This window comes from Bradyrhizobium liaoningense, assembly GCF_018130825.1.
GTDB lineage: Bacteria > Pseudomonadota > Alphaproteobacteria > Rhizobiales > Xanthobacteraceae > Bradyrhizobium > Bradyrhizobium liaoningense_B.
On record NZ_JAFCJS010000002.1, the window covers coordinates 311,884 to 330,670 of the forward strand.

At 65.8% G+C, this 18,787-nt stretch carries 13 protein-coding genes; 9 read left to right on the forward strand and 4 right to left on the reverse strand.

Annotated features, from left to right (window positions below; all coding sequences use genetic code 11):
- Positions 1 to 25 precede the first annotated feature (25 nt).
- Complete coding sequence (locus tag JQ603_RS09960; protein ID WP_018645539.1) at positions 26 to 745, forward strand: RraA family protein; 720 nt, start codon at positions 26 to 28, stop codon at positions 743 to 745.
- A gap of 16 nt (positions 746 to 761) precedes the next feature.
- Here the strand turns inward: JQ603_RS09960 and JQ603_RS38015 are convergent, their stop codons facing one another.
- Positions 762 to 1,229: a hypothetical protein gene (locus tag JQ603_RS38015; protein WP_245003534.1), complete on the reverse strand. Its 468-nt coding sequence runs from the start codon at positions 1,227 to 1,229 to the stop codon at positions 762 to 764.
- A 120-nt stretch (positions 1,230 to 1,349) separates the two neighbouring features.
- Here JQ603_RS38015 and JQ603_RS09970 point away from each other — a divergent pair, with 120 nt between their 5' ends.
- The 7 genes from JQ603_RS09970 to JQ603_RS10000 all read left to right on the forward strand — a co-directional run bounded on the left by JQ603_RS09970 (position 1,350) and on the right by JQ603_RS10000 (position 9,926).
- Complete coding sequence (locus JQ603_RS09970) at positions 1,350 to 2,123, forward strand: motility protein A (RefSeq protein WP_018645542.1); 774 nt, start codon at positions 1,350 to 1,352, stop codon at positions 2,121 to 2,123.
- A gap of 24 nt (positions 2,124 to 2,147) precedes the next feature.
- Positions 2,148 to 2,978, forward strand: a complete 831-nt coding sequence (locus JQ603_RS09975; RefSeq protein WP_212338861.1) for an OmpA/MotB family protein — start codon at positions 2,148 to 2,150, stop codon at positions 2,976 to 2,978.
- 169 nt (positions 2,979 to 3,147) lie between these two features.
- Complete coding sequence (locus JQ603_RS09980; protein WP_212338863.1) at positions 3,148 to 5,046, forward strand: potassium transporter Kup; 1,899 nt, start codon at positions 3,148 to 3,150, stop codon at positions 5,044 to 5,046.
- A gap of 141 nt (positions 5,047 to 5,187) precedes the next feature.
- Positions 5,188 to 7,116, forward strand: coding sequence for a potassium transporter Kup (locus JQ603_RS09985; RefSeq protein ID WP_212338865.1), 1,929 nt, complete (start codon positions 5,188 to 5,190; stop codon positions 7,114 to 7,116).
- Positions 7,117 to 7,275: 159 nt separating this feature from the next.
- On the forward strand, positions 7,276 to 7,602 hold the full coding sequence (locus tag JQ603_RS09990; RefSeq protein WP_080138282.1) for a rhodanese-like domain-containing protein: 327 nt from the start codon (positions 7,276 to 7,278) through the stop codon (positions 7,600 to 7,602).
- Positions 7,603 to 7,610: 8 nt separating this feature from the next.
- Entirely contained in the window at positions 7,611 to 8,807 is a 1,197-nt protein-coding gene (locus JQ603_RS09995) for an aminotransferase (RefSeq protein WP_212338875.1), read from the forward strand.
- A gap of 6 nt (positions 8,808 to 8,813) precedes the next feature.
- Positions 8,814 to 9,926 carry a polyamine ABC transporter substrate-binding protein gene (locus JQ603_RS10000; RefSeq protein ID WP_212338883.1) on the forward strand — a complete coding sequence of 371 codons (1,113 nt, stop codon included), beginning with the start codon at positions 8,814 to 8,816 and terminating at the stop codon, positions 9,924 to 9,926.
- A gap of 310 nt (positions 9,927 to 10,236) precedes the next feature.
- Here the strand turns inward: JQ603_RS10000 and JQ603_RS10005 are convergent, their stop codons facing one another.
- Entirely contained in the window at positions 10,237 to 14,448 is a 4,212-nt protein-coding gene (locus tag JQ603_RS10005) for an autotransporter domain-containing protein (RefSeq protein ID WP_212338886.1), read from the reverse strand.
- A gap of 168 nt (positions 14,449 to 14,616) precedes the next feature.
- Here JQ603_RS10005 and JQ603_RS10010 point away from each other — a divergent pair, with 168 nt between their 5' ends.
- A complete protein-coding gene (locus JQ603_RS10010; RefSeq protein WP_212338895.1) occupies positions 14,617 to 16,353 on the forward strand; it encodes a tetratricopeptide repeat protein in 1,737 nt (578 codons plus the stop codon).
- A 187-nt stretch (positions 16,354 to 16,540) separates the two neighbouring features.
- Here JQ603_RS10010 and JQ603_RS10015 read toward each other — a convergent pair whose 3' ends face one another.
- Both JQ603_RS10015 and JQ603_RS10020 read right to left on the reverse strand, forming a co-directional pair.
- Positions 16,541 to 17,473 carry a lipid A biosynthesis lauroyl acyltransferase gene (locus JQ603_RS10015; RefSeq protein ID WP_212338897.1) on the reverse strand — a complete coding sequence of 311 codons (933 nt, stop codon included), beginning with the start codon at positions 17,471 to 17,473 and terminating at the stop codon, positions 16,541 to 16,543.
- Between the two features lie 8 nt (positions 17,474 to 17,481).
- On the reverse strand, positions 17,482 to 18,759 hold the full coding sequence (locus JQ603_RS10020; protein WP_212338900.1) for a beta-ketoacyl-ACP synthase: 1,278 nt from the start codon (positions 18,757 to 18,759) through the stop codon (positions 17,482 to 17,484).
- Positions 18,760 to 18,787 lie beyond the last annotated feature (28 nt).

An 18,787-nucleotide genomic window follows, 5' to 3' on the forward strand; every position in this document is an offset into this window, starting at 1 on the left:
AGCCGCCAATCTGGGAGAGAACGCCGTGACTGATAAAGCGACCGGGCCGCTGCCCGCTTCCGTCCTCGAAGCGCTGGGCCGCTACGACACGCCGACGATCTGCAACGCCATGGAGATCGTGGCGCCCGAGCGCCGGCTGATCGGCTACACCACCAAGCAACTGGTCTGCCCGTTTCCCGACCTGCCGCCGATCGTCGGCTATGCCCGCACGGTCGCAATCCGATCGGTGCTGAAATCCTCGCTTGCACCTGAAGAGCAGTCGAAGCGCCGCATCGAGTACTACGAATATGTCGGCACCGGTCACGGTCCGCGCATCTCGGTGATCCAGGACATCGACGGTCCTGATGTCGGCTACGGCGCGTTCTGGGGCGAGGTGCAGAGCAACGTCCACAAGGCGCTCGGCTGTCTCGGTGTCATTACCGACGGCTCGATCCGCGACATTCCGCAATGGGCGCCGGGCTTCCAGGCGCTGGCCGGCTCGATCGGCCCGTCGCATGCCTGGGTGCACGCTGAGAGCTTTGGCGGCGAGGTGCGCGTCGCCGGCATGACCGTGAAGTCCGATGATCTGATCCACGCCGACCAGCACGGCGCGATCGTGATCCCGCTCGACGTCGCCGCAAAGCTGCCCGAGGCCGCCGAGCTCTGCGGCCGCCGCGAGACGCCGATCCTGGAGATTGCCCGCAGCCCCGACTTCTCGCTGGAGAAGCTGAAGGCCGCGCTGAAGCGTTCGGCGGAGATCCACTGACGGGTAATTGGGCGATCTACGGCCGCGACGCCGGCCGTGGATCGCCTTGTTCCGTCAGAAACAGGGCGGCCTGATCCGGCTCGCCGAGCACGGCGGCGGCGCATCCGATTAGGGTGAAGCCGCCGGCGAGATCCCACAGGGTGATGTCGTCTGCGCTGTCGGGGCTGTGAATCAAGCGCGCTGCGATCACGGCGAAGGCAGCCTCGACAAACAGCAGCACGCTGAACGCCGGCAGCACGAGTTCCGGCTCGAGCAGATGGAGCGCCAGCACCGCCGGTAACGCAGTGAGAAGGCTGAACAGCGTCAACATCGCGATGTCTCCCGCGATCGAGCATGCCGGACGGTTAGCAAATACCAAATGATCGATCGTCTCGACGTGGCGTAGGGCCGCAGCGTCGTTCCAGCGCGCCTGCTTATGGTTAGCGAAGTGTTGAGATTCCCGTTGCTGGACGGCAATCGCTGCGCGCAGCAGCGGGCCGCACACTGCCCCGGCTTAACCTTTACGCGGCTTTAAGGGCGGCGCTCTAGGGTTTCCGATGCGGTTCGGGGTTGGACCGCGCCAGCGGCCAGGATGGCCGTTGTTGCGGACGCGTTGGAGTCTTCCATGGATATCATGACGGGCGTTGGGCTCACGGCGGGCATCATCGTCATCACGGCGATGATCTTCATGGGCGGCGACCTGCACATGTTCATCTCCGAACATGCGATGATTATCATCTTTGGCGGCTCGATCTCCGCGACCATGATCCGCTTTCCGCTCTCGGCGCTGCTGCACGGCCTTCCGCTCGGCGCCAAGTTCGCTTTCACCATGAGCCGGCTGTCGGCCCACGACCTCGTCGACGAGCTCGCCCGCATCGCCGAGATCGCCCGCAAGCAGGGCCCGGTGGGTCTCGAAAAGGTCGAGACCGACGAGCCCTTTCTCGCCAAGGGCATCCGCTACGTCGCCGACGGCTACGACCTCGACTTCATCCGCGACAATCTCGAGCGCGACCGCGACAACTTCCTGATGCACCTCGACGAGGGCAGCAAGATCTACCGCGCCATCGGCGACTGCGCCCCGGCCTTCGGCATGATCGGCACGCTGATCGGCATGGTGCAGATGTTCGCCAACATGACCGATCCTTCCAAGCTCGGCCCGTTCATGGCGACCGCGCTGCTGGCCACCCTGTACGGTGCGCTCGTCGCGAACCTGTTCTGTCTGCCGATCGCCGACAAGCTGCACGGCAAGCTGCTCGACGAAGAGACCAACCGCACCCTCATCATCGACGGCATCCTGATGATCCGCGACTCCAAGAGCCCGACCTTGGTGCGCGAAATGCTGCTGGCCTATCTGCCGGAGAAGCATCGCCACGCCGAGGGCGAGCCGGTGCCGGCGTAAGGCCGCTCCCCGGGATCAACAGAGATGGCCAAGAAGAAACGCGGCGATGCTCACGGCGGCGGTCACGGCTGGTTCGTGACCTTCGCCGATCTGATGGGCCTGATGATGAGCTTCTTCGTGATGCTCGTCGCGTTCTCGACCCAGGACGCCAACAAGCTGAAGATCGTCGCCGGCTCGATGCGCGACGCGTTCGGCGTGCAGAGCGAGGCGCGCTACGCCGGCATCGTCGAGTCCGACGGCCTGCCGACCCGTCCGCGGCTGAAGAACGTCGATCACATCCAGCCCGAGGATGCCTCCAACACGCCGACGCCGGACCAGGAGGACCGCGACCGCACGTCGGGCGCGAAGATCAAGGTCGACCGCAACTTCGCGCTGGCCGCGGCCTCGCTGCGGCAGGCGCTGCAGGACATGCCGGAACTGACCGAGATGTCCAAGCACATCATGTTCGAGGAGACCAAGCAGGGTCTTAACCTCGAGATCGTCGACCAGGACGGCCGCTCGATGTTCGCCGACGGCTCCAAGGTGCCCTATGACCGCACCCGCCGCCTGATCGAGAAGCTCGCGATCCCGCTCAAGGCGACGCCGCTTCGCGTCTCCATCGCCGGTCACACCGCAGCCGGATTCGTGCCGACGCGCAGCGACTATGGCGCCTTCGATCTGTCGGCGGACCGCGCCAATGCCGTGCGCCAGATTCTCGAGCGCGAGGGCCTGCCGGCCTCGCACATCTTCGCCGTCTCCGGCAAGGCGGACACCCAGCCGCTGTTTCCGGACGATCCATCGCTCGCCGCCAACCGGCGCGTCACCATCACGCTGATGCGCGAAGACCCGCCGCTGCCGCCGAATCTGAAGCCGTAATCCCCTTGCGCTACCATCTTACCTGAGGCATCTCGTCGCGCAGGCGACGGCGTGGCCGCGCCGTCACAGCATCCGGCTCCATGCCTGCTATGCTGCGCGGATTGACAGGCGCGCAGGAAGCGTCAAAAGGCGCCGGATCAAATTCAGGGACGAAGCGTTTTCCATCCTCATGGCGGCGAGCATCACACAGACCGAGACCCAGGAAGGGCCGGTCACCTCGGGTTTTTGGGCCCTTACGCTCGGGAGCATCGGCGTTGTCTTCGGCGATATCGGGACCTCGCCGCTCTACGCATTCCACGAGGCGATGAGGGGCGCGGCCCATGGCGAGCCGGTCTCGCGGGTCATGGTGCTCGGCGTGCTCTCGCTGATCCTCTGGGCACTCTTTATCGTCGTCACCGCCAAATACGTCCTGCTCCTGCTGCGCGCCGACAATAACGGGGAGGGCGGCACGCTCTCGCTGATGGCACTCGGCCAGCGCGCGCTCGGGCGGCGAAGCTGGTTCCTGCTCGCCCTCGGTGTGGTCGGCGCCTCCATGTTCATCGGCGATTCCATGATCACGCCGGCAATTTCGGTGCTGTCGGCGGTCGAGGGTCTGAAGCTCGTGACCCCCGCCTTCGAGCACTATGTCGTACCGCTCACCGTCATCATCCTGGTGTTGCTGTTCGCGGTCCAGAGCAAGGGGACCGCGCTGGTGGCCTCGGCCTTCGGGCCGGTGATGGTGGTCTGGTTCACCGTTCTTGCGGTGATGGGCGCCGTCCACATCGCCGACGATCCGTCGGTGCTCACCGCGATCAATCCCTATTACGCCCTGCAATTCCTGCTGTCGCACGGCACGATCGGCCTCGTGACGCTGGGCGCCGTGTTCCTCGCGGTGACCGGCGGCGAGGCGCTTTACGCCGATCTCGGCCATTTCGGCCGCAAGCCGATCCAGTCGGCCTGGATGTTCTTCGTGCTGCCCGCGCTGCTGATCAACTATTTCGGGCAGGGCGCGCTGGTGCTGTCCGATCCCAGCGCGATCGAGCATTCGTTCTACCGCATGGTGCCCGAGAGTCTGGTGCTGCCGCTGGTCGGACTTGCGACCGCGGCGACCGTCATCGCGAGTCAAGCGGTGATCACCGGCGCCTATTCGCTGGTCTATCAGGCGGTGCAACTTGGCCTCTTGCCGCGTTTCGAGGTGCGCTACACCTCCGAAACCCACGCCGGCCAGATCTATCTGCCGCGCGTGAACCGGCTGCTGCTGATTGGCGTGATGCTGCTGGTGCTGCTGTTTCACACCCCCAGCAATCTGGCTTCGGCCTACGGCATCGCCGTCTCCACCACCATGGTCGTCGACGGCATCATGGGCTTCGTCGTGATCTGGAAGCTGTGGAACTGGCGCGCCGCGACGGCGGCGGCGGTGATCGTGCCCTTCGTCGTCGTCGACATGAGCTTCTTCAGCGCCAATCTGCTCAAGCTGCTCGAAGGCGCGTGGGTCCCGCTGCTGTTCGGCGCGGCCATGGCCGGGACGATCTGGACCTGGCGCAAGGGGACCGGCATCCTGCTTCAGAAGACGCGCCGGATCGAGGTGCCGCTGGACGATCTGATCCGGAGCCTGGAGAAACGGCCGCCGCACATCGTCAAGGGCACCGCGGTGTTCCTGACCAGCGATCCTTCCTTCGTGCCGACCGCACTGCTGCACAATCTCAAGCACAACAAGGTGCTGCACGAGCACAACGTGATCCTGACCATCGAGACCGCGCATACGCCGCGGGTCGATCTGTCCGAGCGGTTCCGCATGGAGAAGATCAGCGACAAGTTCTCGAAAGTCCGCCTGCGCTTCGGCTACATGGAGCAGCCAAACGTGCCCAAGGCGCTGGCGATCGCACGCAAGCAGGGCTGGCAGTTCGACATCATGTCGACGTCGTTCTTCGTGTCACGAAGGTCGCTGAAAGCCTCGGCGCAGTCGGGCATGCCGCTGTGGCAGGACCATATCTTCATCGCGCTGAGCCGGTCGGCGAACGACGCCACCGATTACTTCCAGATTCCCACGGGGCGGGTGGTTGAAGTCGGGACTCAGGTCACCATCTAAAACGCAACCGGTGGAACCATGCAGATTTGCATGCCTAGGGCCCAGAATCGGGCTAGGCTATGCCGGTAGCGCAGGACTATAAGCCGCGCGCCCTTTCTGCCATTGTGCAGTGAAGCATTTTAGAGGCCTCCAGGCTCTCCCATGACAAGTGACGTAGCGATTTCCGCCCCGGAAACGACGGCGGCCAATGGGCATGGCGAGGCCCACACCACCGCCCGTTTCGGCGCGCTGACGCTCGGCAGCATCGGCGTCGTCTATGGCGATATCGGCACCAGCCCGCTTTACGCGTTCCGCGAGGCGGTGATGGCGGCCTCGGGGGCGGAAGGTGCCCCGACGCCGGCGGCCATTCTGGGCGTGGTCTCCCTGATCCTGTGGGCGCTCATCGTGGTGGTGACGCTCAAATACGTCGTGATCCTTCTCCGCGCCGACAATAACGGCGAGGGCGGCACGCTGGCGCTGATGGCGCTGGCCCAGCGCGCGGTTGGAACCGGCGGGGCGACCATTGTCCTGCTCGGTATCATTTCCGGGGCGCTGTTCTACGGCGATGCCGTGATCACGCCGGCGCTCTCGGTGCTGTCGGCGATCGAAGGCATGAAGGACGTCACCCTGACCTTCGAGCCATACATCGTCCCGCTGACCGTGGTGATCCTGGTCTGCCTGTTCGCGGTGCAGTCCCGCGGCACGGCGCGCGTTGCGGCTTTTTTCGGCCCGATCATGTGCGTCTGGTTCGCAGTCCTCGCGGTGGCGGCGATCCACCCCATCATCGAGCAGCCGCAGATCCTGTTTGCGCTGAATCCGCTCTACGCGGTGTCCTTCATGCTCCACCACGGCATCATCGGCTTCGTGACGCTGGGCGCGGTGTTCCTGGCCGTGACCGGCGCCGAGGCGCTTTATGCCGACCTCGGCCATTTCGGCAAGCGGCCGATCCAGACCGCCTGGCTGTTCATCGTGCTGCCGTCGCTGGCGCTGAACTATCTGGGGCAGGGGGCGCTGGTGCTCGGCGATCCCGGCGCGATCGTCAGCCCGTTCTTCCAGCTCTTTCCGCAAGGCTTTTTCCGCGGCACCATGGTCGTGCTGGCCACCATGGCGACCGTGATCGCGAGCCAGGCCGTCATCACCGGCGCCTATTCGCTGACGCGCCAGGCGATCCAGCTCGGCCTGCTGCCGCGCTTCGAAATTCGCCATACGTCTGAAGCCCATTCCGGCCAGATCTTCATCCCGCGCATCAACCAGCTGCTGCTGGTCGCGGTGGTGCTTCTGGTGCTGCTGTTCCGCTCCTCCAGCGCGCTGGCCTCGGCTTATGGCATCTCCGTCACCGGCACCATGGTGGTCACGGCGATGATGGGCTTTGTGGTGGTGTGGAAGGTGTGGCGCTGGTCGCCGATCGCCGCTGGTGCGCTGATCGCGCCGTTCCTGTTCCTCGACCTGACCTTCCTCGCCGCCAATCTGCTCAAGGTGTTCGAGGGCGGCTGGGTGCCGCTGGCGCTCGGTGCGGTCATGATCATCCTGATGTACACGTGGCGGCGCGGCAGCCGGCTGCTGTTCGAGAAGTCGCGCAAGCTCGAGTTCCCGCTCGCCGATCTCGTCGCCATGCTGGAGAAGCGGCCGCCGCAGCGGGTGCCCGGCACCGCCGTGTTCCTGACCTCGGACCCGCTCAGCGCCCCGACCGCGCTGATGCATAGTCTGAAACACTACAAGGTGCTGCACGAGAAGAATGTCATTCTCACCATCGAGACCGCGCAGACCCCGCGGATCGACCTGGCCGAGCGCGTCAGGCTGGAGCAGATCTCACCGACCTTCTCCAAGGTGACGCTGAAGTTCGGCTTCATGGAATCGCCCAACGTGCCGAAGGCGCTCGCCATCGCCCGCAAGCTCGGCTGGCAGTTCGACATCATGTCGACCTCGTTCTTCCTGTCGCGCCGGGCGCTGAAGCCCGCCGCCCATTCCGGCATGCCGCGCTGGCAGGACCGGCTGTTCATCTCGCTCAGCCGCTCCGCCAACGACGCCACCGACTATTTCCAGATCCCCTCGGGGCGCGTCGTCGAGGTCGGCACCCAGGTGACGATCTAGGGCGGGAAACCAACGCCGGACTTCAAGTCGCTGCGATTTAGCTTTAACTTGCGCCGCGCGGCTCAAGCCTTTGTGGCGCTTGATTTTCGTTTCCCGAGAGGCGAGGTTGCCGCGCGCCGGGATCGCCCCGGCATGCAGCCCGCGACGTTGGAGGATGAAGTGGCAAACCAGGTACAGGATCTGACCCCGGACGAGGTCTCCAAGGGTGTCGCGGAAGGGCGCTATCTGCTCGTCGACGTCCGTGAGCCGAACGAGGTCGAGGCCGAGGCTTACCCTTACGGCGTCGTGGTTCCGCTCTCGACCTTCGATCCCAAGGCGATCCCCGATCCGCAAGGAAAGCAGGTCGTGTTCGCCTGCCGCTCGGGCAAGCGCTCGGTGACGGCCTCGCTGGCGGCGCAGGCGGCGGGCCTGCCTTACGACAAGCATCTGGCCGGCGGCATGCTGGGCTGGAAAGCGGCGGGTCTTCCCAGCAAGGTCGGTGGCTGATCGGCCCGATGTCCAAGAATTCTTCCTTGAACAAGAGCTCGTCCCTGAACAAGGTCTTCGCCGACCTTCCCGTCACCATCTTCGAGGCGATGTCGCAGGCCGCGCGCGACAATGCCGCCATCAATCTCGGCCAGGGCTTCCCTGACGATCCCGGCCCCGAGGACATCCGCCGCGCCGCGGCCGAGGCCTCGCTGAACGGCTACAACCAATACCCCTCGATGATGGGCCTGCCGGAGCTGCGCCAGGCGATCGCGACCCATTACGGCCACTGGCATGGCCTCAAGCTCGACCCGATGAGCGAGGTGATGGTCACCTCCGGCGGCACCGAGGCGCTGACCTCGGCCATCCTCGCGGTGGTCCAGCCCGGCGACGAGGTGGTCTGCTTCCAGCCGGTCTATGATTCCTATCTGCCGATCATCCGCCAGGCCGGCGGCATTCCGCGCCTGGTTCGCCTGGAGCCGCCGCACTGGCGGCTGAATGAGGACATGCTCAAAAGCGTGTTCAATTCAAAGACCAAGGCGGTGCTGTTCAACAACCCCTTGAATCCCTCCGCGGTGGTCTATCCGCGCGAGGACCTCGAGCTGCTGGCGCGCTACTGCCAGGAGTTCGACGTCATCGCGATCTGCGACGAGGTCTGGGAGCACGTCACCTTCGACGAGCACAAGCACATCCCGCTGATCACCATCCCCGGCATGCGCGAGCGCACCATCAAGGTCGGCTCGGCCGGCAAGATCTTCTCGCTGACGGGGTGGAAGATCGGCTTCGTCTGCGCCGCCCCGCCGCTGCTCCGCGTCGCCGCCAAGGTGCACCAGTTCCTGACCTTCACCACCGCGCCGAACCTGCAGGCCGCCGTCGCCTACGGCCTCGGCAAGTCCGACGACTACTTCCTGTCGATGCGCAAGGATCTGACGCGGAGCAGGGACCGCCTGACCAAGGGCCTCGAGAGCCTCGGCTTTCCCGTGCTGAAGTCGCAAGGCACCTACTTCCTCACCGTCGACCTGTCGCCGCTCGGGCTCAACGAGAGCGACACCGAGTTCTGCTGGCGGATCGTGAAGGACTACAAGGTCGCGGCGATCCCGGTCTCGGCGTTCTACGAGCAGGACCCGGTGACCTCGGTGGTGCGCTTCTGCTTCGCCAAGAAGGACGAGACGCTCGACACCGCGCTGGAGCGGCTGTCGGACGCGGTGCGTGGACGCAAGAGGTAGACAGAGATGACCAATGTCAGCCGCTCGGGGTTTCGCCTCGGTCTTGCAATCGCCGCAGCGCTGACGTTGCTCTCCGCCCCCGCCGGGGCCGAGGAGCGGGTCGTCAACTTCTACAACTGGTCCAACTATATGGCGCCTGACGTCCTTGAGGCCTTCACCAAGGAGACCGGCATCAAGGTGGTCTACGACACCTTCGACGCCAACGAGACGCTGGAGACGCGCCTGATGGCCGGCAAGTCCGGCTACGACGTCGTGGTGCCCACGGCCTACTTCCTGCAGCGCCAGATCAAGGCGAACATCTTCCAGAAGCTAGACAAGGCGAAGCTGCCAAATCTCGCCAATGCCTGGCCCGTGGTGACGCAGCGCCTCGGCATCTACGATCCCGGCAATGTCTACGCCGCCAACTACATGTGGGGCACGACGGGCATCGGCTACAACGTCGCCAAGGTGAAGCAGATCCTTGGGGCGGACGCGAAGATCGACAGCTGGGACATCGTCTTCAAGCCGGAGAACCTCGCCAGGTTCAAGGACTGCGGCGTGCACATGCTCGACTCCGCCGACGACATCTTTCCGGCAGCGCTGAGCTGGCTCGGGCTCGATCCGAACTCGACCAAGCAGGCGGACCTGGAGAAGGCCGCCGACGTCGTCGCCAAGGTCCGGCCGTCCGTGCGCAAGTTTCACTCCTCCGAATATTTAAGCGCGCTCGCCACCGGCGAGATCTGCTTCGTGGTCGGCTGGTCCGGCGACATCATGCAGGCCCGCGCTCGCGCGGCCGAAGCCAAGAGCGGCGTCGAGATCGGCTACACCATCCCGAAGGAGGGCGCGCAGATGTTCTTCGACAATCTCGCGATCCCTGCGGACGCCAAGAACGTCAGGGAAGCCTACGAGCTGATCAACTATCTCTACCGCCCCGACGTCGCCGCCAAGAACTCGGACTTCCTGTCCTACGCCAATGGCAACCTCGCCAGCCAGAAGCTGGTCGACCCAAAAATCCTGAACGACAAGAACATCTATCCGGACGAGGCGACGCTCGCAAAGCTCTTCGTCATCACGGCGCGTGAGCCGGCGACGCAGCGGATCATCAACCGGCTGTGGACCAAGGTGAAGACCGGGCGGTAGGCGTTCCCGCGACCAGCCTCGAATCCAAAACCTGAAAACAACCCCATGCACAGTAGAGACCGGACGGAAATCATTGGGCTTTTTTGATTTCTGGAAATACGAAATATTCGGTTGCGGCGTCGGGCAAAACAGCGGCAGAATGGCATGATGCGGTTGGCCTGTGCTGTGGCCCTAAATTCCTCCGTCATGCCCCGCGAAGGCGGGGCATCCAGTACGCCGCGGCCTCTCGGTTCAACGACAACTGTCTCGGCGTACTGGATCGCCCGGTCAAGCCGGGCGATGACAGCTAACTGTGACGAAGGCGCGAACCTCACCACTCATACCGCACCGTGCCCTTGCCGGTGTAGGTCTGCGTGCTGCGGGAGAACTCACCCTCGACCGTGCCCGCGAGCGAGAAACCGTTTTTCCATTTCATCTCGGCGCGGCCGCCGACCAGCGCGGAGTCTGCTGCCGGTTGCGCGCCGTTGACGGTGAAGGCCGCGCCGGGGAGCGTCTGGAAGGCGGCGTTCACGAGGCGGTTCGTATTGGTGTCGTGGGCCCAGGCGAGGCGGCCGCGCAAAGTGAGCACGCCGTCGTTGACGAGAAAGCGCTGGTCGGTGCGGGCGCCGAGCTCGGTGCGGACATTGGTGGTGTCCTGCGCCGTGTAGGAGAGCGCGAACTGGTTGCTGCCGACGATCGCGGTCTCGCCATAGCCGGGGAGGTGGAAGGTCGTGACTTGTGCGGCCGCGTAAGGCGTCACGCCGAAGCTCGATGCGGGGATCGGTGCGAAGCGCCAGCCGGCTTCCAGGCGGCCCGAGAAGGTGCTGGCCTTGAAGTTGGCGGTCAGCTTGTCGGTGCCAGACACCGTCACGGTGCGGTCGGTGGTGACGTCCTGCCAGCCATAGGCGAGTGCCGCGGAGATATAGGCCGGCCCGAATGTGTGGCGCCCGTAGAAGCCGGCCTGGAACAGATCGGCGCGGCCGCCGCCGAGACTGTCCGACAGCGTAAAATTGTAGCCAGCGCCGCCGAGGGCGAAGCCGAGCAGCGTGTTCGGGGAGACGCGATAGTCGGCGCCGACCACGGTGCCGTAGATGCGGCTGGTGGTGGTGCTCGAACCGGCCGCAGTGTTGCCGTTCAACGTGCTGGCGCCGCCGTAAGCAGAGGCCCACACGCCCCAGCGCCGGTCGATGACATCCCCGCTCGCCTCGCGCGGCGTCACTGCGGCGTAGGCCTCGCGCACCCTGGCGTCGTTTGGTGCGGTGGAGGCATAGCCGAGCGCGCCGCCATCGCCGGCAGTTGTGCCGCGCTCGCCGTCCGTGCCACCGCCGAAGGGATCGAGCATGCCGACGAACTGCTGCATGGCGTTGAATGAGGCCTGCGTGCCCGCGGCGCCCGGCTGGCCGGAGACCTGGCTGAGCCCGTGGTTGAGCTGCGGCTGGCCCATGTTGAGCAGCGCGTCGAAGCCGGCCGGCGGCGTCGCGCCGCCTTCGACCGCCTTGTTGATGGCACCGGCCACGTTGCTCTGGTTGGCGCCGCTGCCCGCCGGCAGCACGATCGTGCCGGGATCGAGCACGAGATAGACGTTGTTCAGATCGTAGGTGAGGTGCGGATTGCGTGTCGGGCTGAAGCTGCCGCTCACGCTCAGCCCGGCGAACTGCGTTCCGCCAAAGCCGCCGGTCGCGTTGAGAATGGTGTAGGTCTGGCTGCGGAAGCTGCCGGGAATCGCCACCGCCTGCACGGTGGCGCCGGTCAGCGTCGCGATGCCCGAGACGTTGGTCCGGTCGGCGGCGGCCGTGGAGACCTCGACCCGGTAGAAGCTACCGGCATTGAAGGCGAGGTTGCCGCTGACGGTGAGGGTGCCCACGGAATTGCCTGGCGCCAGCGTGCCGCCGCTCGCGATCGTCGTGTTGCCGACGATGCCGGTGCCGCCGAGCGTGCTGCCGCTGTTCACGGTGAGGCTGCCGGAGGACGCAATCGAGCCGTTCACCGCCAGCGTACCGCCGTCCACGATCGTGGCGCCGGTGTAGGTGTTGATGCCCGCCAGTGTCAGCGTGCCGGTGCCGGCCTTGACCAGCGATGTTCCGGTGCTATGTGCGTCGCCGGTGAGGACGCCGGTGACGGTGGTCGACAGATTGTTGCCGCCAACCGTTAGCTCCGCGCCGTTGAGGTTGAAGGTGCCGCTGCCGGCGATCGAGCCGGCGCTGATTTTGCCGTCGCTGCCCGGGCCGGGGGTGTTGAAGTCGATGACGGCGCTGGAGATGGCGTTGACGAGTTGCGCGTTGCCGGCCGTCGTATTGCCGTCGAACAGGACGTTGCCGCTGTTGACGATGGTCGCATCGCCGGCCGTTGAGTGGCCGTAGAACGCCAGCTGCGCGTTGTTGGCGATATCCGCGCTACCTGCCGTGGTATTGAGGAATGCCAGCGTCCCGGCGGACACCGTCGCGCCGGAAAAACCTGCCGCGCCGGTCAAGGTCAGCGTGCCGGCGCCGGACTTGGTCAGCGTGCCGCCGCTGATGCTCTGGCTGATGACGAAATCGTTGGCGGCGTCCGCAATGTCGAATGTGCCGCCGCCGGCACCCAGGGTGACGGTGCGTGCGGTGGCGTTGAATGCCGTGCCTGATATCTGCAGGGTGCCGCCGTTGAAGGTCAGGCCGCCCGCGAGGTCGCCGAGATTGGCGTCCGAGGAGACGCTGACCGTTCCGCCGGCGAAGGTGGTGCCGCCGGTATAGGTGTTGGCGCCCGACAGCGTCAGCGTGCCGGTGCCGGTCTTGACCAGCGAACCGCCGGTCCCGCCGAAGTAGCCGCCGTCGGCGATCACGCCGCTGACGGTGGTCGACAGATTGTTGCCGCCGACCGTCAGTTCGTTGGCGCCGAGATAGAAGGTGCCGTTGCCGGCGATCGAGCCGGCGCTGAGCTTGTGGTCGCCGCTCGCGCCGGAGCTGCCGGAGAAATCGAAGACGGCATTGGCCGCGTTGTTGATCAGCTGCGCATTGCCGGCGGTCGAATTGTCCTGGAAAGTGGTCGTGCCGCCGGCATTGTTGGTGATCACGGCGCTGCCGGCCGTGCTGCTGACGACAAAATTGATGGTATTGGTGTTGGTGATGGAGGCGTTGCCGGCCGTGGAGTTGTCGCGGAAAACCAGCAAATTGGAGTTGGTGATGGTCGCGCTGCCAGCCGTGCTGTCGTTGTAGAAATACAGCCAGCGATTGTTGGTGAGCGTGGCGTGGTCTGCCGTGCTGGTTTCGTTGAAAGACAGCCAATTGTTGTTGGTGATCGTTGCGTTGCCGGCCGTGCTGCCGCCGTAGAAATACATGAGGTTGTTGGTGGTGATGATTGCGCTGCCGGCCGTGGCGTTTCCGGAGAGAAGGACCGTGCCGCTGCTGCTGTTGGTGATGGTGGCGGTCCCGGCGGTGCTGGTGTCGTAGAAGTATATCGAGCCGTTGTTTGAGATGGTCGCGGAGCCGGCGCTGCTCGCGTTTTGGAAGTTCGTGGTTCCGTCGTTGGAGATGCTGGTGATGCCGCTGGTGTCGGCGTTGACGACGTCGAACGTGCCGCTGGCGCCAACGTTGACGGTTCCCAGAATGGAGCCGACGCCGCCGGCACTGCCGAGCTGTAACGTGCCGCCGTTGATGGTGGTGCCGCCGGTATAGGTATTGGCGCCCGACAGGGTCAGCGTGCCGGTGCCGATCTTGACCAGCGAGCCACCCGTGCCTGAGATGACGCCGCTGACCTCGGTCGAGGAATTGTTGGAGCCGACCGTCAGCTCGTTGGCGCCGAGGACGTAGCTGCCGGCCCCGGCGATCGATCCCGCGCTCAGCCTGCCGTCGCCGTTCGGACCGGTGCTGTTCGAGAAATCGACGGTGCCTCCGGCGTTGTTGATAAGGGTGGCGCTTCCGGCCGTGCTGCTGTACCGGAACTGGAGGACGGAATTGTTGGTGATGGTGGCGCTGCCGGCCGTGCTGGTGCCAAGGAAATACAGAGTTCCGTTGTTGGTGATGGTGGCGTTGCCTGCCGTGTTGGCGTCGCTGAAGTCCAGCTCGTTGTTGTTGGTGATGGTGGCGTTGCCCGCCGTGCTGGTGCTGAAGAATCCCAGGGTATCGTTGTTGATGATAGTGGCGCTGCCAGCCGTGCTGCTACCGAAGAAAGACAGGGTATGGTGGTTGGTGATGGTGGCGCTGCCGCCGTTGACGGTGATGCCGGCACCCGTGAAGGTCAACGGACCGTTGACGTCAAACGTGTAGTTCGAGGCGCCCGCATTGAAGGTCCAGCCGCCGACGCTGACGCTTGAAACCGCAAGGCTGGTGGTGTCCGAGGTGCCGAAGGAGGCCGTGCCCACCGGCACGAAGCCGCCGTCCCAGTTGGAGGCGGTGCCATAGTCGTTGCTGCCGGGGGAGGCGAGCCAGGTGCCATTCGACGAGCCGTGCGAGGGCGCGGCCGGCAGCATCCAGGCCAAGGCCAGCGCCGACGACGTCAGCAGCGCGGCCCGCAGGTGGCGGGTCGCCTTGAAACAATCTTTCCCCGTCTTCACTACGTCCCCCAACACGTCCCGAGTCCTCGGCTGGATTCATCTCATCGGCAGGGAGTGGTGTCCTGATAAGGGGTTGGCTAGTTTCTGAAAGTTTCTGATATTTGCGTTTCAGACCCGATTTTCGGGCAATTTCGGCAGACTTCCGCTATATGAGCCGCCTTGAGAGACGTGTTGGGGGATCACTTGCTTCGTTTCGCCGGCTTCGAGCTGGACCTGCCGCGCGCGGAGCTGCGCGGGGCCGATGGCACGCCGATCAAGCTCCGGCCCAAGACGTTCGAGATGCTCCGGCTGTTCGCCACCAGCGGCGGCCGGGTGCTGAGCAAGCAGGAGCTGATGGAGGCGGTCTGGCCGAACGTCCATGTCGGCGAGGACAGCCTGTTCCAGTGCATCCGCGAGCTCCGCGCCGCACTCGGCGACGAGCGGCGGCAGCTGATCAAGCTCGCCTCCGGCGGCGGCTATCTGCTGGCGACGGAGGTTGAGGCTGCGCCCGAATCCGACCCGGCGCAGGCCGAGGCGGCCCGGCCGGACCCGCCCGGTGAGGTCGCGCCCCTGCCGCCGGACGAGGTCGCCGCGGCGCCCGTGAGGCCACGGCGCGCCTGGTTCGGCTTGAGCCGGCAGGCCACGGTTGCCGCCGTGGCCGGGCTCTGCGTGATCGTCATGGGGCTTGCGGTTGCCGCGCCCGTGCTGAAGCCGGACCTGCTGTTCAGGCGAACGCCGCCGCGGCTCGCCGTGATGCCGATCGCTGACGACCGCAACGACCCGCGCGGCGCGGCGATGGCCGCCGAGGTCACCGCCCGCCTCACCGATGGTTTTGCCAAGATCCAGAACATCAGCGTGGTTGCGCCACGACTGGCAGCCAATGGCGGCGACAGCAGCGCTGCGTCCGCCGCATCATCCGATTACGAGCTGCGCGGCGAACTGGAGCGCAGCGACAAGTCCTGGACGCTGCGCGCGCGGATCATCAAGGCCGCCACCGGCGAGGTTCAGTCGGTCGTCGCAGCGTCGGTCACTGCTGACGAGGCGGACGCGCAGCTTGCGCAGTCCCGGCTCGTCGCCGGCGTCGGTCACGGGCTTGCGCGCCGTCTCAACGAGGTCCTGGAGTCGCGTGCGCCGCGCCCGCAGGCCGCGGGGGCGTCGGCCGGCGGCGACAAGGTCGCCGTCGAGCAGGCGCTCGCCTCGATCAACCAGACCACGCGCGAGCGTTTTGGCGCGGCACAGGCGATGCTGCAAAAGGCGCTCAGCGACGACCCTGACAATCTCGACATCGCGGTTGCACTCGCTTCGCTCCAGCTGCGCGGCATCCAGATGGTCTGGTTCAGCCCGGAGGAGGCGGTCGCGGTCGAGGCCAGGGCCAATGCGACGCTGGAGCAGGCGCTGCGGTCGAAGCCGAATTCGATTCCGGTGCTCGAGGCCACTTGCCGCTTCCTCAGCGCGACCAATCATTTCGTCGAGAGTCTCGTCACCTGCGCCAAGGCGTTGAGCTTCGATCAGTGGAACGGGTCGGCGCTCTATCTGATCGGCCTCGGGCAGATCTATCTCGGCCGCTTCGACGATGCGCTCGCGACATTCCAGCAAGCCGACCGTTACGACACGCCGCCGGCCTCGCGCTGGACCTGGCTGCTCGGCGCGGGCATGACCTATGCCTTGATGGGACGCTACGAGGAGGCCTTGCCGTGGCTCCAACGTTCGATCGCCATCACGCCGGGGACCGGCCGCTCGCACTTTCTGCTCGCTGCTGCCTACCAGAGAACGGGCCGCCTTGAGGAGGCGAGGGCGACGATGCAGGAAGGGCTGAGGCTGCGGCCCGGCACGACGAAGCTCAACGTCTCGCCGCCGATGAAGAACGCAAGTCCGGTTTGTGTCGCAGCCTGGGATCGCGTCGTGCAGGCCGAGGTCGACGCGGGATTGCCGGAGCAGTGAAGGCGCGAGAGCTTCGGAACCCTCGCTGTCATGCCCCGCGAAGGCGGGGCATCCAGTACGCCGCGGCGTGAATTGTGAGAGCGAGCTCTCCAACCCAGGCCTTTGGAATACTGGATCGCCCGGTCAAGGCCGGGCGATGACACCGAGAATGAGGCGCGCTCTCGGCCTCCACGCAATGACGGAGTAACTACCGCCACCTGCGGTGCAGCCAGAGCCACTGCTCGGGATGCTCGCGCACCCAGCCCTCCACCACGCTGGTGATCGCCTGCGTCGTGCCCTGGATGTCGATCTTGCCCTCGGCGTCGCGCACCGGCTGGACCTCTTCCGTCAGCTCGCCGCGGAAGCGGCCGCCGGGCAGGCGGATGATGCGGACGCCGTGGATCGGGCATTCGACCTGGCGCAGCAGACGGGCCAGCATCGGGTTGGCGCGGGTCTTGCGGCCGAAGAAGGTGACCTCGACGCCGCCGGTCAGATACTGGTCGATCAGCATCGCGACGTGCTTGCCGTCCTTTAGCGCCTGCGCGAGGCGCAGCGGCGCATCGCGGCCGGCCGGGATCAGCGTGCCCATGTTGACCTGGCGCATCTCCTGGATGATGCGGTCGGCGGAGGCGATGTTCGGGCGGCGATAGAGGATCGCGGCGTCCAGCCCATGCGAGACGGCGGCGAGCGCCGGCAATTCCCAGTTGGCGAGATGCGCGGCAAAGATCAGCGCCGGCTTGCCGTCGTCGCGGATCTGGTCGAACAGCTCGACGCAGCGCGCCGAGAGTTCGATCCGGCTCTTTTCGGGATGGTCGCGGTCGTAGTCCCAGACGTGGTCCATGTGGGCGAACTCGGCGCCGACGCGGCCGAGATTGTCCCACACGCCCATCAGGATGTTTTCGATCTCTTCGGGCGACTTCTCCGGAAACGCCGCGGTGAGATTGGCGCGGCCGATGCGGTGCTCGCGCAGGCGCGGGCCGATCATCTTCACGACGCGTGCGAAGAAGTCCGAGGTCTTGACCGGATCGAAATAGCGCGTGGTGCGCAGCATGCCGACCGTGGCGGCGCCGATCAGGCTGCCGCCGATCGATTTGGCAGCATTGCGCGCGCGGATCTTCGCGCCGAGAGAAATCAGCGCCATGCGTCCGGTCAGGCCGGTTCGCGGGTCAGGATCAGCGAGGCGTTCTGGCCGCCGAAGCCGAACGAGTTCGACATCACCGCGGTGACGCGGGCATCGCGCGCCTTGTTGCCGACGACGTCGAACAGGATCGTGGGATCCGGGGTCTCGTAGTTGATCGTCGGCGGGATGCGCTGGTGCTCGAGCGTGAGCAGCGAGAAGATCGCCTCGACCGCGCCGGCGGCCGAGATGGTGTGGCCGACCATCGACTTGTTCGAGGTGACCGGAATCTTCTGCGCGAGATCGCCGAACACGGCCGATGTCGTGTTGAACTCCATCTTGTCGTTCTCGGGCGTCGCGGTGCCGTGCGCGTTGATGTGGTCGATCTGGTCCGGCGTCATGCCTGCATCGGCCAGCGTCTTGTTCATGCAGCCGATGATCGGCTTCCCATCGGGAGAAGAGCGGGTGCGATGGAAGGAATCGGTGAGCTCGCCGCAGCCGGCGATCACGCCGAGAATCTTTGCGCCGCGCGCGGTGGCTGCCTCGTAGCTCTCCAGCACGAGGGCGCCGGCGCCCTCGGCCATGACGAAGCCGTCGCGGTTCTTGGAGAAGGGACGGGAGGCCGCCTGCGGCGGATCGTTCTGGGTCGACAGCGCCGAGAGCAGCGAGAAGCGCACCAGCGCTTCCGGATTCACGGTGCCGTCGGTCGCGACGCACAGCGCCGCATCGGTCTCGCCGCGGCGGATCGCCTCGACACCGAGCTGGATCGAGGTGGCTCCGGACGCGCAGGCCGTGGACAACGAGATCGGCGAGCCCTTGGTGCCAAACGTCTCGGCGAGATGGGCTGCGACCGAGCCGAACATGAAGCGGTGGTGATAGGCGCTGTACTTGCCGCCGCCGGAGATGCGCAGCAGATCGTCATAGTTGAAGTCCTGCGCGCCGACCGCGCGGCCAAGCTCGCGGCGCTGCGGCCACTCGACCTCGACCGGCGCGACCGCCAGGAAGAGTGGGCCCGGGAAATCGGCCTTGGCGCCGATGCCGGCCTGCTCGAGCGCTTCCTGCGTCACGAGCTCGGCCATCCGCTCGGAGAGGGCGGTGGAGGAGAACGGATCGACGCTGACGAAATCGACGGTGCCGGCCATCGTGGTCTTCAGGCCCTCGACCGGAAAGCGCGTGATGGTGCGGATGCCGGATTCGCCGGCCACGAGCTTCGCCCAATTGTCGGCCTTGCCGGCGCCGAGCGAGGTCATGATGCCCATGCCGGTGACGACGACGACGGGACGCCCGAATTTGTCGCGTGGTGCAGTCATGTCGATCCCCCGATAGAAGAGCTAGAGC

Coding starts and splice junctions, on each gene's coding strand:
- JQ603_RS09975 (WP_212338861.1), top strand. CDS start 2,148: ATGGCCAAGAAGAAACGCGGCGATGCTCACGGCGGCGGTCACGGCTGG.
- JQ603_RS10015 (WP_212338897.1), bottom strand. CDS start 17,473: ATGGCGCTGATTTCTCTCGGCGCGAAGATCCGCGCGCGCAATGCTGCC.
- JQ603_RS09995 (WP_212338875.1), top strand. CDS start 7,611: ATGTCCAAGAATTCTTCCTTGAACAAGAGCTCGTCCCTGAACAAGGTC.
- JQ603_RS10000 (WP_212338883.1), top strand. CDS start 8,814: ATGACCAATGTCAGCCGCTCGGGGTTTCGCCTCGGTCTTGCAATCGCC.
- JQ603_RS09970 (WP_018645542.1), top strand. CDS start 1,350: ATGGATATCATGACGGGCGTTGGGCTCACGGCGGGCATCATCGTCATC.
- JQ603_RS09980 (WP_212338863.1), top strand. CDS start 3,148: ATGGCGGCGAGCATCACACAGACCGAGACCCAGGAAGGGCCGGTCACC.
- JQ603_RS10020 (WP_212338900.1), bottom strand. CDS start 18,759: ATGACTGCACCACGCGACAAATTCGGGCGTCCCGTCGTCGTCGTCACC.
- JQ603_RS09985 (WP_212338865.1), top strand. CDS start 5,188: ATGACAAGTGACGTAGCGATTTCCGCCCCGGAAACGACGGCGGCCAAT.